Below are 14,482 nucleotides of genomic sequence, written 5' to 3'. Positions count from 1 at the left end.
TTATTGTCTTTATCTTCAGGAAGCAAGGATGTGCTGACTCGCCCCAGGCGCACGCGCCCATTATTGATACAAACTGGCCTTTGGCAGCAAGTATTGTTGGCCATGGTGCTTGGTATTGGGCTGGGGCTGGTGTTGTCGCCGTCTGGCCTGGCGTTACTCTCAGAACCCACGGCCTATACTATTGCACAATGGGTAGCCGTACCAGGGCAGGTATTTCTGGCTGTTATCCAGATGATAGTCATACCGTTGGTTCTGACATCTATTATTCTGGGTATTACCTCAAGCGGTGATGCGTCTTTTCTTAAGAAGGCCGGTTTGCGAATCGTACCTTATTTTGTTGTTACCACAACTCTGGCTGTTGCGATCGGTATCAGCGTTGCAACTGTAATGCGCCCCGGAGACTACATTAGTGCGAATATGGTGCAGTCGATGGTTGGCGATTCACCTGCATCGGTAATTGCGGGGCCGGCAGTACAACCCGATGTGAGTATACCCGAGCGCATCGTGAACATTATTCCGGGCAACCCGACACAATCACTGGTTGATCAGGATATGCTCGCCGTTGTGATTTACGCCATTTTTTTCGGGGTAGCCCTGCTTACGTTAAAGCACCAGCAAAGCAGCATTATCCTGGACCTCACAAGAAGTGTTCAGGCAGTGTCACTGACAATTGTTAACTGGGCGATGCTGCTTGCCCCACTTGCTGTGTTCGGATTGCTCTGTGACATCACCATTCGCGTGGGCATTGACGCCATTTTGGGGATGTCTGTATACGTTATCAGTGTGTTACTTGGATTGATGGTCCTTTTAGGGCTGTATTTCCTGATTGTACTGCTGGTCGCAAAACAGTCACCAGGGCATTTTTTAAGGGCGATTCGCGAGCCGCAACTGCTGGCTTTTTCAACATCCAGTTCCGCAGCGGTCATGCCGCTATCCATGCAAACTGCCCACGAGTCTCTCGGAGTTCGCAAATCCATTGCTCAGTTTATTGTACCTTTGGGCGCGACTATCAATATGGATGGCACAGCGCTTTATCAGGTAGTTGCAGCTGTGTTCCTGACCCAGGTATTTGGAATTGACCTTAGCCTGAACGAGCTATTGTTGCTTACCGCCACCACGATTGGCGCGTCTATTGGTACGCCCAGTACCCCAGGTGTCGGTATTGTTATATTGGCCACAATACTTCAGGGGATTGGTGTGCCAGTCCATGGCATCGCTCTGATTCTGGGCGTAGATCGGATTCTGGATATGTGCCGCACCACCGTTAACGTTACAGGAGACCTGGCAGCCTGTGCGGTGATGGATCGCTGGATTGGCAGCGAACTGGGTTCGGACGAAGCCGCTGCACCGCTTCCGCAGGTAGATTGACACTGTTGGTTGCACTGCATTTCCTGATACTTGCAGGGCAGTTTTTTGTTGGCACTTAAGTGTACTGGCCCTGTCTTTCCCCAGTCTATACCCTCCATCTCAGCAATTAGCAACCTACTTTACTGGTTACCGGTATTTTACTGGGTTTTATATCTTTCGGGTAGTTGTGTCTTTATAGCCAAGTAAAAACCATTGATTAAGTAAGTAATCATGCCTAGTATGGTTCGTGGGGCCTTTCGCTCTTGTTGTGAAAATGTCTCATTCCGGTCCTAGGAGAATAAAAACAATGTCCTTACAAAAAAGACCCACAGGTGGCGAACAGCCATCCATACTGGGAGCATTGAAGTTCCGGGTGCCTTTTGTGCACTACAAGCTTGAAATACCCGATATGCTACAGGGAGCCATACTCTGTGTTGTGCCCCTGAGCATTACAGCATTGATGACATCCGTTCTCGGCATACCCTTTGAGATAGCGGTCGCCTTTGTACTGCTCAATAATTTCCTGTATCTGGTCCACTCTCACTTTGGAGACCCTGCAGTGGCCGGTTGGATTACCGCCGGTATCCCGTTGTACATCGCATTTCTTTCAGGTTACCCCGAGGGGGATGCCAGAATACTGGCATTGATTGCTTTGCAGCTTGCAGTTGCCGTTATCTTCCTCGGCCTGGGGATCTTTAAAGGCGCAGATGCTCTGGTTCGGAAGATGCCGACATCACTCAAATCCGGCATTTTGATCGGGGCCGGCATTTCGGCTGTTATGGGTGAGTTTGCGGCAGACGGGCGCGTCTGGACAATGCCGGTTACCATACTGACCGGGGCCATTCTGGGGTTCTTCATGCTGTTTTCTGAAACAGCCGGGCCTTTGCGCGCCCGATACGGTTTTTTCCGCTTTGTTGCCCAATACGGAATCGCTGTGCCTTTTTTGATTGCCTATATTTTCGGCATCATTATAGGTGAGGTGACGCCACCACAAATTGAGTGGGGGTTCACCACGATTCCTTTTACAGAGATCGTCCGGGACTACAGTGTTTTCGGCCTTGGGCTGCCACCGCTGGAATACTTTATTGATGCTATTCCGCTTGCCCTGGCTGCGTATATCATCGCATTTGGCGACATTCTCGTGATGGATTCACTGTTCAAAAATGCCGACGGTGTGCGTAAGGACGAGAAGCTGATTTTCAGTCCACGTCGAAACAGTATTATTGTTGGTATTCGTAACTTTTTACACGGTATTTTTGCACCGTTTATCAGCCTTTCGGGGCCTGGCTGGACAGGGGGCCAGGTACTGGTTATTAACCGTTACATGAATAACCCCCGATCGGTGATGGACAGCTATTGGGGCGGTGCAACCAGTATTTACTGGGGTATGACCATTGCCATCATACTGGTGCCTGTGGTGACACTCTTCAAACCTGGTCTGAACATCGGCATGGCTCTCACGCTTTTGATTCAGGGGTATCTGTGTGGCTACCTGGCCATCGAGATGCTGAGTCGGCAAACAAACCTGGAGCGTGGAGTGGCTATCATTGTGGGTTCTGTGCTGGCAACGAAAGGTGCAGCCTGGGGCCTGGGTATAGGGTTGGTGCTGTGGTTTGTTCTGGAAAAGAACTGGTTTGCCAAAGTTTATAAAGCAACCCATGACGAAGCCCCTGATGAAGACAGCGGGCACTAAACCAAACACTAAGAACAACAAGAGGTGAAGCCAGATGGATAATATGTTTGAGTTGGGGCTCGATAAAACAGGGGCGAATTATACGCCCCTGACCCCCCTGACATTCATTGAGAGAACGGCGATAGCGCACCCTAAGAGAACTGCAGTCATTCATGGCACTGTTCGGCGCACCTGGGCCGAGACTTATGAACGTTGTCTGAAAATGGCGTCGGCATTGCGAAAGCTGGGCGTTAAGAAAGGCGACACTGTAGCAGCGTTGCTACCGAATATCCCTGAGATGTTGGAGCTGCACTATGCAGTTCCAATGATCGGGGCCGTTCTGAATGCTCAGAATACGCGCCTCGATGCCAAAACTATGACGTTCATGCTTAACCACGGTCAGGCCAAAGTATTCTTTACGGACAAGGAATACAGCGATCGTGCCCAGGAGGCGGTAAAGGGGTGTGACGCCAAGCCGCTGGTGGTGGATGTGGATGATCCGATGTTTGAAGGTGGTGAGCTGATTGGCAGTACGACCTATGAGGCTCTGCTGGCAACGGGTGACAGTGATTTTCAGTGGCATTTTCCGGATGACGAGTGGCAGGCTATTTCACTGAACTATACGTCCGGCACAACGGGAAATCCCAAAGGCGTAGTATACCATCATCGGGGTGCACATCTTAACGCCCTGAGCAACGCCATTGGCCTGGGAATGTCATCAGGTTCTGTCTACTTGTGGACGCTTCCCATGTTTCATTGTAATGGCTGGTGCTATCCGTGGGCAGTAACCGCTGTTGCGGGTACCCATGTATGCTTGCGTGCACCCCAGCCAGAACCGATCTTTGACGCTATTTCCGAGCATGGGGTTACTCATTTCTGTGCTGCACCGGTTGTTCTTAATATGCTGGTCAACGCACCTGAGGAGTACAGAAAGCCTTTTGCCCAACATGTGACGGCCGCAACCGGTGGCGCGGCGCCCCCTGCTGCCACGATTGAGTCTATGGAAGCCATGGGTATGAAAGTTGTGCACTTGTATGGGCTGACAGAAACCTATGGCCCCAGCCTGATCTGTGAGTTTCAGGACGACTGGAATGCTCTGGATGCGAAGGAAAAAGCCAGTAAGGTAGCACGGCAGGGCATTATTTCCCTGTCCATGGCCGATATGCTGGTTGCTGACCCGGCTACTCTGGAGCCTGTGGCCAAGGACGGTAAAACCATTGGTGAACTGTTGGTGAAGGGGAACGCGGTTATGAAGGGTTACCTTAATAATCCTGAAGAAACCGGCAAGTCCTTCAGTGGTGACTGGTTCCACACAGGTGACCTGGGGGTCTGGCATTCTGATGGTTATGTTGAGATTAAGGACCGGACCAAGGATATTATTATCTCCGGGGGTGAAAATATTTCGACTCTGGAAGTAGAAAGCGTGCTGTATGATCACCCGGCTGTTCTGGAGGCAGCCGTGGTAGCTGCTCCAGATGACCACTGGGGAGAAATACCCTGTGCGTTCATTACGCTGAAAACCGGGCATGATGACATCACTTCAGATGATATCGTTGCCCACTGCCGGGCCAATCTTGCTGGCTTTAAAGTGCCGAAGAAGATTGTGTTCTCCGACGAACTGCCGAAAACTTCCACCGGCAAATTACAAAAACATGTGCTCAGAGGTCAGGTGTCGTAATAACGCCTGTGAAAGCAAAAGCCCCCGGTTGTGAGACCGGGGGCTTTGTGTTTCAGCGAAAGAAACCTGGTCAGATGGCAAAACCACCAAGCTTGGTTTCCAGATACTCCTCAATGCCTTCCGCAGCACCTTCACGCCCAAGACCGCTGTTTTTCATGCCACCGAAGGGGGCAGCTGCACTGGTGGGGTTGATATCGTTTATGCCGATAATTCCGAAATCCAGGTCTTCAAAAGCACGGGTTGCCGTGGCCAGGTTGTCACTGTAAATGTAGGCTGCGAGGCCGTACTCCGTATCGTTGGCCATAGCAATAACGTCGTCAGCAGAGCGATAGGTGATCACAGGCGCCACGGGGCCGAAGGTTTCCTCCCGATAAATTTTCATGGTGCTGGTTACGCCAGAAAGTACGGTGGGTGCATAAAAGTATCCCGCGGCAAGCTCACCCTCGGTCAGCCGTTGCCCACCGGTTTCTATTTTCGCACCCTGGGCTACTGCATCCTGAACCTGCTCGGATACCTTGCCAATCGCAGCTTCGTTGATCAGGGGGCCGATTCCTGTGCCTTCGTTCAGGCCGTTACCCGCTACCAGACGCTGGGCTCTGCTGGTCAGTTCCTTCAGGAAGGCCTCTGTGTGATCCTCATGCACGAATATCCGGTTGGGGCTGATGCAGGCCTGTCCGGTGTTGAGAAATTTCACCAGCGACAGCCCTTTGGCAGCGTAGACCGGATCGGCATCCGGGAACACGATAGCCGGCGCATGGCCGCCCAGTTCCATGGAGACACGTTTCATATTGGCGGCAGCGAGAGCGTTCAGCTTTTTGCCAACGGGTGTAGATCCGGTAAACGTCAGTTTTCGAACGCGTGGGTCCGTGCAAAAGGCTTCGCCAACCGGCTGAGGGTCGTGCACGGTGAGAAGGTTCACAACGCCAGCTGGAAAGCCTGCTTCCTCGAAAATTTCAAACATGGCTTTGGCGCATAGAGGGGTGCTCTCGGCTGGCTTCAGAATCACGGTACAACCAGCCGCCAGAGCCGGTGCAAGCTTACGGGTAATCATTGAAACAGGGTAGTTCCATGGGGTAATTGCGCCTACGACACCGACAGGCACTTTGCTGGCCAGAAAACGCTGGTTTTCCCGGGCTGACGGAATGGTTTGCCCGTACATGCGCTTGGCTTCTTCCGCAAACCACAATAGAAAATCTGCGCCATACTGAACCTCGTTCAGGGATGCCTTGAGGGGCTTCCCCTGTTCCCGGGTCATGATTTCTGCCAGTTCGCGTTTGCGTTGACGCATAAGCTCCCAGGCGCGGAACAGCATGCCTGAGCGCTCGTAGGGTGTTGTTTTACGCCAGTTTTCAAACGCCCGCGAGGCTGCCGCTATGGCGGTTTCAATGTCCTCGGATGTACACTCCGGAACTTCAGTGATGAATTCACCGGTTGCCGGGTTGGTGACCGCCATCATGGTGCGTTCGGTTATCCAGTTACCATCAATAAACATTACAACGGGCCCCTATAATTGATCAGAACTCGGTTTCAGAGAGCGCCATAATACTCTCATTACCCGCGTGCAGGTTAGCCAGGTAAGTGGCGCTCCGTGGTAGAATATGGTCCATGTAAAAATCCGCCGTGGCCAGCTTTCCACGGACCAGTGGGTCATCTGCCTTCAAGGTTTCACTGGCAAGTGCCGCCGATTTTGCCATCAGCCAGCCTGCTGTTACCGTAGAAGTAAGCATAAGGTAACTGAAAGCGATAGATCCTGACTGCAAGGGGTCGTCCTTGCTTTCAAGAACAAGCTCAGTGGCTTTTTTCAGGTCTTTTACGGCCTGATTGAAGCGTGCCTGCCGCTCCCCGGAGAGTGCCGATGCTTGAGAGTCAGTGCTGCTGCAAGTCTCCATGTCTTCGATAAGTTCCAGCATGGCCTGGCCATTATCACGAATGGTTTTGCGTCCGATCAGATCCAGCGCTTGAATGCCGTTGGTGCCTTCATATATGGGAAGAATTCTTGCGTCGCGATAATGCTGCGCCACTCCGGTTTCTTCCACAAAACCCATGCCACCGTACACCTGTATACCCAGAGATGTTACTTCCTGAGCAATTTCTGTGCACCAGCCCTTCACCAGTGGTGTAAGCAGGTCTGCCCGGCGCGCCTGCCTGGCGGCTGCGGACTCCGTGACTTTTTCGCTCTTACCAAAGTCCACAGCAACGCAGCCGGTGTACGCAAGTGCACGACCCGCCTCGGTGAGCGTTTTCATAGTCATCAACATGCGCCGTACATCCGGGTGCCGGATGATGGGGGAGGCGCCGCTATCGCCGGGTGCTGTTCCCTGGGTGCGTTCCAGTGCATAGGCACGGGTTTGCTGATAGGAGCGTTCCGAAATGGACACACCCTGCAAGCCCACCGTGAGCCGGGCATTGTTCATCATAGTAAACATGCAGGCCAGGCCCTGGTTTTCGGCGCCCACCAGGTAACCGAGGGCGCCTTCGTTGTCACCAAAGCTCATGGCGCAGGTAGGGCTGGCATGAATGCCTATCTTGTGCTCAAGGGATACCGCGTAACAGTCATTGCGCTCGCCAGGTTCACCGGTAGCATCGGGAATGAACCTGGGTACGGCAAATAGCGAGATGCCTTTAACTCCCGGGGGGGCATCAGGCAACCGGGCAAGCACCAGATGGACGATGTTATCCGCCATATCATGCTCGCCCCAGGTTATAAATATTTTCTGGCCCTTAATACGATAAGCATTGCCGTCGCGTCTGGCCTGTGTGCGTATGTTTGAGAGGTCCGAGCCAGCCTGAGGCTCGGTGAGGTTCATGGTACCGGTCCACTCACCCGAGATCATTTTTGGCAGTAGTAGCTGCTTTAAAGCGTCGTCGGCATTTTCGGACAACGCTTCAACAGCTCCCTGGGACAACAAAGGACACAGCCCCCAGGCGAGGTTCGCCGAGTGCCACATTTCCTGTACCGGTATGGCCAGAGAGAAAGGAAGTCCCTGGCCGCCATACTCCGGATCAAACTGCAAACTGGCCCAGCCGCTCTCAGCGTATTGCTGATAAGCGTCCCGGAAACCCTCTGGCGTTTTGACAGTATGATTCGTATCCAGCGCCACGCCGGTACGATCCCCGGTACTGTTGGTGGGGGCAATAACCGACCCGGAAAACCGGGCGGCTTCGTCGATAATGGCAGATACCAGGTCTTCAGTAGCGTCTTCAAAGCCGCATTGATTAACCATATCGCCAAAACCTGCAGTTTGTTGCAGGGTGAATAACATATCGCGGGTGGGAGCTGTGTACTCTGTCATGTTTGTATCCTCTTAGCTCATATACTGGCCGCCGTTGACTGACAGGTTGGTTCCGGTGATATAACCTGCTTCGTCAGCGGTCAGAAACGACACGGCGCGCGCAATGTCCTCAGGTGCACCCAGCCGGCCGACCGGAATCCCCTCGATGATACTGTTAAGAATCTTTTCGGGGACTTTGCGAACCATGGGCGTATCGACGTAGCCCGGGGAAACCGCATTAGCGGTTACGCCTTTACGTGCACCCTCCTGAGCAATGGATTTTGTGAAGCCATATATACCCGCTTTGGTAGCCGCGTAGTTGGATTGACCAAACTGGCCTTTCTCGCCGTTCAACGAAGAGATATTGACGATGCGGCCAAAACCGCGCTCGCACATACCGTCGAATACCTGGCTGCACATGTTGAACATGGAGTTCAGGTTTACGTTGACAACCTGGTTCCACTGCTCGGGCTTCATGCGCTTCAGAGGCGCGTCGTTGGTAATCCCGGCGTTATTCACCAGGATATCGATGGGGCCAAGCTCTTTCTCTACGGTGTCAACAAAGGTCTTGCAGCTGTCGTAGTCGGTTACATCAAGGGGGTAGATAGCGACTTCGATGCCATCGTTGCCCAGCTCGGCCTGCCAATCTTTGGCTTCCTGAACAAACTCGTCACCCGGCAGGTGCGAAGCCACCAGTTTGCGGCCCTGTGCGGCCAGTGCCTGGCACATGGCTTTGCCCAGACCGCCTGTGGCACCGGTTACAACTGCGATGCGATTACTCATAACGTTCTCCTTGGGTTTGCAGCGTTATTTCAACAGTTTTCGAATGGCTGAGGATTGGGATATCACTCCGCCGGAAGTGTATTGCTCACTGCGGTGAACAATTTTAGGCAGCTCGTACAGATAATTGACCATCAGTCCCGCAGACTGGGCAAGCCCTTTATCAGAGGTGTCCGCCATCCAGTTCAGGCGCGCTATCTGAGCTCCATTGCTGAGATGAAAATGGGCCACTGGGTCCAGTGCACGCTCAGAATTGGGGCGTCTTGCGGTCAGATAGCTGGCGGCTAGCCGGATAATCGCCTCACGCTGGCCATTACTGGCTTCTGTGTCGGCCTGTACCGGGTCGCGCGGAGGTGGATAGCTTAGCCACTGCTCTCCGCCCGGCAGTTGTCGCAGAGTTTCCGGTTCCGCGGCTTCAAGCCATTTTCGAAACCCCGGTATGGGAGATAACGTTGCAAATTGCTTCAGTTGCGGAAACTCATCCCGGAGCTTTTGAACGACTTGCTTGATCAGGAAGTTACCAAAACTGATGCCAGTGAGCCCGCGCTGGGCATTGGATATGGAATAGAATATGGCAGTGTCAGCGTTAGCTGGGTCAAGATTGGGCGCGTCCTCATCGAGGATTTTCTGTACGTTTCCTGCCAGGCCGTCAACCAGTGCAACCTCAACAAAAATCAGCGGTTCATCTGGCATACTCGGGTGAATAAATGCATAGCAGCGCCGGTCGTAGTCCAGCCGGTTTTTCAGGTCGTTCCAACTTTTAATGGCGTGTACCGCCTCATAAGCAATCAGCTTTTCAAGCATGGACGCACTGGTATTCCAGTCAATTTCCTCCAGTTGTAACAAACCAACATCAAACCATGTCGAGAGCAGGTCTTTGAGATCTGTTTCCAGAGGTTTTAGGGAGGGGTGTTCCTTACAAAATGTAAGCAACTCATCCCGTAGGTCCACCAGAAACTTTACACCCGATGGGACCCCGTTAAAGTGCTTCAGCAGTGTGGTTCTGCTAGGCTCCAGAGTTTTACGGAGCTTCTGAGCGGCTTCGGTTTTCTGATTACCTGGCGCGTTGTGCCATTGCTCTATAGCCGACTCTACGCTGGCCTCTGCAACGCCATACTGGTCGGCAAGCAGCCCCAAAAACCGTATCTTGCCCAGATCCGAGAGCTTGAGATAAGCGCGACCCAGCAGTACCGCACGATTTCGTGCATCAACCTGTCCGCCTTTTTCCGCCAGGCAGTCATCTACCCAGGTTTTTACGGTGGCTATGTCGGCATCAGAGAGGTCCGCACTGATGCTCATAATGTCGGTCTCGCGGCGGTTACTCCCCTCGAGCCCTCCAGGTACCAGCTTCTTGAAAGCTCTTTCGAAAATGCTGACCGGTTGGGTTTGCATGCCTGTTATCCCCTTTGTAAAGCGGCGTTGGCCTGGATATTGATTTGAGGCTATCAGAGCAGCTTTAAAAAACCAAGTAAAAATACTTGGTTCTCTGGGCGTAAACCATTAGCATGGATCTCGAATAGACCATAAACAGGAGAGAGCAATGGAAGAACTACACGGATACTATCTGGAAGACCTGGAAGTGGGCATGGAGGCAACCTATGCCAAAACGATCACAGAGGCAGACGTCGTGTTATTTGCCGGTATCAGTGGAGACGATAATCCGGTACATCTTAATGTTGAGTATGCCAAAACCACGCCTTTTAAAGAGCGTATCGTGCATGGCATGTTCAGTGCTGCTTTGATTTCTGCGGTTTTGGGCACTCGTCTGCCTGGCCCCGGGGCTATTTATGTGGATCAGCAACTGAAGTTCAAAGCGCCGGTGCATATTAATGACACTGTGGTTGCGCGGGCAAAAGTTCTGGAAATCGATGAGAAGCGTCGCAGAGTCAGGATTGAAACCACCTGTACCGTTGGCGACAAGGTGGTTGCTGAAGGCGTAGCAACCAACATGGTCGATCGCCGACCTGAATAAAAAGAATAACGGTTAAAGTGAGAAAAGAGGATCTGTGATGTTGGATTCAGAACAGTCGATCGTGGCGGTTGTAGACGTTCAGGGCAAGCTGCTGACGGGCGTACACAAATCGGAAGAGCTTGTGAAAAATTGCAGCTGGTTAGTGAAGCTGGCCGACTTGATGAAAGTACCAGTGATTGGTTCAGAGCAGTACCCTGATGGGCTGGGCCACACAGAAGATTCGTTACGAGCGCTTATCGGTCCGGACAACATTTATGGTAAGCACGCGTTTGCGTGCATTGATGATCCGGAATTTGAAAAAGCATTCACGGCTCATGACCGCAAGCAGGTCGTTCTCTGCGGTATGGAATCCCAAGCTTGCATTATACAGTCCGCCTTGCGATTGCTTGAAAGGGGGTTGGAAGTGTTTGTAGTGACGGACGCGATTTCTGCCCGGAACCCGGAAGACACCAACATTTCAATGCGCAGAATGGAGCAGGCCGGAGCGCAGCTGGTGACGCGCGAAATGGTTGGCTTCGAATGGTTACGCCGTTCAGATGCGCCTGAGTTCAAAGCGTTTAGTAAAGAATTCCTGCGATAAGCTCGACGGGCCTTGGGCCAAGTCCATAGGCCCGTTACTTTATGGCAGGCTGGGAGAACCTTTTTCTGCCGGAGAGCGACTTGAATGAGAACCCGAACACCCGATGAAGGTTTCTCGGCCCTGACAGATGATGCAGAGCGCAACCAGCTGCTTGCGGAGATGGCCGAAAAATCAACGGATATGATTTCCAGACACACGCCGGAGGACTGGCGATTCATTTATGCTTCGCCCGCGGTTACGCACCTGCTTGGCTATACCGTGGAGGAAATCGTCGGGCTTTCGGCCTACGATTTGTATCACCCTGACGATGTAGAGGATTTCAGGCTTCGGGCGCCCACTGTCAACTATGACCGCGGCCTTTATACCCATACCTACAGGTTTCGGTGTAAAGATGGCCACTACACCTGGCTGGAAAGCACAAGCCGTACGATTCGCGATCCGGATACCAACGAAATACGTGAAATTCTGGTTGTTTCCCGGGATGCCACCCACCGCATCAAGGCGGACAATGCCAATAGGCGGCTGGCCAGAGTATTGGAAAGCACTCAGGATCTGGTGCTGTTCCTCAACCTGGATCACACTCTGTCTCATATCAACGAAGCGGCACGCACGGCTCTTGAACTGGAGCAGGTTGACTATAGTGTCCTGCCACTCGCCTGGTTTGTCAGCGAAAGAGGGTTGGAATACCTCCTGAAGGAGGGTTTTCCTTCTGCGATACAAAGCGGTTACTGGCGCGGTGAGCTATGGATGCGGAGTCGGCAGGGCAAGCGCATACCGGTTGTACTTGAATTACTGGCACACAGGTCACTGCACGGGGATGTTGAGTATTTTTCAATCGTCGCCCATGACCTCACAGAGAAAAAAGCAGCTGAGGAACAGTTAAAGCAATATCAGGCCGATCTGGACCACGCAGGGCGCCTTGTAACCATGGGGGAGCTGGCGTCCAGTCTGGCACATGAGCTGAATCAGCCCCTGGCCGCTATGGTTAATTATCTTCGCGGAGTAGAAAGACGGTTTGCGGGTAGCGATTCCCTCAGCTGGCAGGAGCTTGAGCTTCCCATAACACGCAGTATCAGTACAGCTTTGCGGGCGGGTGAAATTGTACATCGCATGATGGATTTTACTCGTAAGCAAGAGCCGCAAATGGAAGATCTGGCGCTTGAGGAGGTCATTGATCATATTGTTGAGTTCTGTGACTCCATGGCTGAGCGTCACGGGGTGGTTCTTGAAGTATCCGGCACCGGGGAACTGCCATCGGTCCGGGCCGACCGGATTCAGCTGGAGCAGGTATTACTGAATCTTGTGGTGAACGCAATCGAAGCAAGTGGCAATGGAGAAGAAGAGCCATTGAACATTGTGAGCATCCAACTGGAGCCTCATGGCCAAAAGCAGGTCAGGGTGTCGGTCAATGACCAGGGGCCAGGCATTGACCGGCAGGATCTTGATCGTCTTTTCACTCGATTTTATTCTACTAAAAAAGCCGGTCTGGGAATGGGGCTGGCCATCAGTCGCTCGTTGGTAGAGAATCTTGGCGGCGAGCTCTGGGCAGAAAACAGGCCTGAAAAGGGAGCTCGCTTTTCATTCACCCTCAATATGAGTGAATAACTCTGTATGACTGCTGATGCCCATCCACAAACTGTATTCGTTATCGACGATGACTCTGATGTAAGAGAATCGCTAAAATGGTTGTTGGAATCGGTTGGCCTTAGGGTCAGAACTTTCGAAAGCGCCTTATCTTTTTTCGAAGCGTTTGATCATAACCAGAGCGGTTGTGTGGTTATGGATGTGCGTATGCCCGGATTGAGCGGCATTCACGCCCAGAACAAGCTCCGGGATATGAACGTTGAGCTGCCCATCATAATGATTTCCGCCCATGGTAATGTCGATATGGCGGTTACAGCTTTAACCCAGGGTGCGCAGACGTTTATCGAAAAGCCGTTCGATGACCAGGTACTGATTGATCAGGTACATGATGCCCTGGAAAAAGACCGTAAAAGGTTCGCTTATAATCGCTCCCAATCGTTGATGCGCGAATGTTATGAAACCCTGACCAAGCGGGAGCGGCAGGTAATGGAGCTGATTGTTAATGGTGCATCCAATCAGGAAGCCGCTGACCGTCTGGGCATTAACCGGAAAACGGTTGAGGGGCATCGTGCGAACATGATTGCCAAGATGAAGGTGGACTCATTCGCAGAGCTGGTGCAAATCGCTCTCACTCTCGGGGTGGTGAGTGGTATAGCCAGTGCGTGATTGTACGGTATGGCTACGGCCTGCAGCTCAACTTGAGGAGTCCGGGTGAATTTCAAAGGTTTTTTGTCTTTTTTGTTTGTGTTGGCCTGGGGCCTGTCGGGTTGCGGTACGCAAAAAGACAGCGTTGCAAGTGACATATCCATTGCACTGAGCCCAGCCCAGCTTGACTGGATTGGCCAGAATATCTTTAACAATGAGTGTTCAGGCCGGCTTCAGTGCCTGGTGCACTGGAACCAGGCAGAAGCCTTTCCCTCCCTCGGAATCGGCCACTTTATCTGGTACCCCGAAGGCGTTAATGAGCGGTTTGTTGAAAGCTTTCCTGCACTTATTGACTATATGGAGCAGCGTCAGCTGGACACACCTGAATGGTTGCGTGAGCTGGAGCCATTTAACGCGCCCTGGCCGGACCGGCAAACTTTTCAGCAGGCGGCTGAATCGCCTCAAATAGCAGAGTTACGGGAATTTCTGGCCGGAACCCAGGGAGTTCAGGCAGAGTTTATTTTCCGTCGCGCAAAAGCGTCGTTGGGGAAAGTGGTAGCAGCGGCACCTGAGCCCCGCCAATCTGGTGTTAAAAAGCATTTGCAGATGTTGAGCCAAACCCCGGGCGGTGTTTATGCAATTGTGGATTACGTGAACTTCAAGGGGGAAGGGCTCTCCCCGGATGAGCAGTATAGCGGCGAAGGCTGGGGGCTGCTTCAGGTTCTTCTGGCCATGCCTGCGCCGGCTGAAATCAGGGATACAAAAGAGGGCGACCCGGCTACGCTGGCTGAATTTCGGACCGCTGCGCGCGCGGTACTCACACGTCGCGCGGAAAACGCCGACAATCCGGTTGAACGCGATCGGTGGCTTGCCGGCTGGTTAAAGCGTGTGGAAACCTATAAAGAACCCGTAGAAATGGGCTCTGTTCCCGGCGTGTCTTCCTGACCCCTCT

Annotated in this window: 12 protein-coding genes; 8 read left to right on the top strand and 4 right to left on the bottom strand. The window is 52.6% G+C overall.

Annotation, left to right across the window (positions count from 1 at the left end; translation table 11 throughout):
* Positions 1 to 30 precede the first annotated feature (30 nt).
* From FFI95_RS09125 to FFI95_RS09115, 3 genes are all read left to right on the top strand, one after another.
* Positions 31 to 1,368 carry a dicarboxylate/amino acid:cation symporter gene (locus FFI95_RS09125; RefSeq protein WP_246069464.1) on the top strand — a complete coding sequence of 446 codons (1,338 nt, stop codon included), beginning with the start codon at positions 31 to 33 and terminating at the stop codon, positions 1,366 to 1,368.
* 286 nt (positions 1,369 to 1,654) lie between these two features.
* Complete coding sequence (locus FFI95_RS09120; protein WP_144822099.1) at positions 1,655 to 3,040, top strand: hypothetical protein; 1,386 nt, start codon at positions 1,655 to 1,657, stop codon at positions 3,038 to 3,040.
* Between the two features lie 34 nt (positions 3,041 to 3,074).
* Positions 3,075 to 4,697 carry an AMP-binding protein gene (locus tag FFI95_RS09115; RefSeq protein ID WP_144822098.1) on the top strand — a complete coding sequence of 541 codons (1,623 nt, stop codon included), beginning with the start codon at positions 3,075 to 3,077 and terminating at the stop codon, positions 4,695 to 4,697.
* Positions 4,698 to 4,767: 70 nt separating this feature from the next.
* Here the strand turns inward: FFI95_RS09115 and FFI95_RS09110 are convergent, their stop codons facing one another.
* Genes FFI95_RS09110 through FFI95_RS09095 form a run of 4 tightly spaced genes read right to left on the bottom strand, consistent with a single transcriptional unit; the run spans position 4,768 to position 10,141 of the window.
* Positions 4,768 to 6,189 carry an NAD-dependent succinate-semialdehyde dehydrogenase gene (locus FFI95_RS09110; protein ID WP_144822097.1) on the bottom strand — a complete coding sequence of 474 codons (1,422 nt, stop codon included), beginning with the start codon at positions 6,187 to 6,189 and terminating at the stop codon, positions 4,768 to 4,770.
* Positions 6,190 to 6,211: 22 nt separating this feature from the next.
* Positions 6,212 to 7,990 (bottom strand): acyl-CoA dehydrogenase, encoded by a 1,779-nt coding sequence (locus FFI95_RS09105; protein WP_144822096.1) that lies wholly within the window; start codon positions 7,988 to 7,990, stop codon positions 6,212 to 6,214.
* Positions 7,991 to 8,002: 12 nt separating this feature from the next.
* Positions 8,003 to 8,752 carry an acetoacetyl-CoA reductase gene (gene phbB / locus FFI95_RS09100; RefSeq protein ID WP_144822095.1) on the bottom strand — a complete coding sequence of 250 codons (750 nt, stop codon included), beginning with the start codon at positions 8,750 to 8,752 and terminating at the stop codon, positions 8,003 to 8,005.
* 24 nt (positions 8,753 to 8,776) lie between these two features.
* Positions 8,777 to 10,141, bottom strand: coding sequence for a malonyl-CoA decarboxylase (locus tag FFI95_RS09095; RefSeq protein ID WP_144822094.1), 1,365 nt, complete (start codon positions 10,139 to 10,141; stop codon positions 8,777 to 8,779).
* A gap of 148 nt (positions 10,142 to 10,289) precedes the next feature.
* Between FFI95_RS09095 and FFI95_RS09090 the strand changes: the two genes are divergently transcribed.
* The 5 genes from FFI95_RS09090 to FFI95_RS09070 all read left to right on the top strand — a co-directional run bounded on the left by FFI95_RS09090 (position 10,290) and on the right by FFI95_RS09070 (position 14,475).
* Positions 10,290 to 10,721, top strand: a complete 432-nt coding sequence (locus tag FFI95_RS09090; RefSeq protein WP_144822093.1) for a MaoC family dehydratase — start codon at positions 10,290 to 10,292, stop codon at positions 10,719 to 10,721.
* Between the two features lie 37 nt (positions 10,722 to 10,758).
* The gene (locus FFI95_RS09085; protein WP_222120391.1) at positions 10,759 to 11,301 is read left to right on the top strand and encodes a hydrolase; all 543 of its coding nucleotides are present in this window, start codon (positions 10,759 to 10,761) and stop codon (positions 11,299 to 11,301) included.
* An 84-nt stretch (positions 11,302 to 11,385) separates the two neighbouring features.
* Complete coding sequence (locus FFI95_RS09080; RefSeq protein WP_144822091.1) at positions 11,386 to 12,906, top strand: PAS domain-containing sensor histidine kinase; 1,521 nt, start codon at positions 11,386 to 11,388, stop codon at positions 12,904 to 12,906.
* A 6-nt stretch (positions 12,907 to 12,912) separates the two neighbouring features.
* On the top strand, positions 12,913 to 13,551 hold the full coding sequence (locus FFI95_RS09075; RefSeq protein ID WP_144822090.1) for a response regulator transcription factor: 639 nt from the start codon (positions 12,913 to 12,915) through the stop codon (positions 13,549 to 13,551).
* 78 nt (positions 13,552 to 13,629) lie between these two features.
* Entirely contained in the window at positions 13,630 to 14,475 is an 846-nt protein-coding gene (locus FFI95_RS09070; protein ID WP_425463059.1) for a hypothetical protein, read from the top strand.
* Positions 14,476 to 14,482: the final 7 nt, after the last annotated feature.

Source organism: Marinobacter piscis, from assembly GCF_007671655.1.
In the GTDB taxonomy this organism is placed as follows: Bacteria; Pseudomonadota; Gammaproteobacteria; order Pseudomonadales; family Oleiphilaceae; genus Marinobacter; species Marinobacter piscensis.
This window is presented reverse-complemented; position numbering and strand designations above follow the sequence as displayed.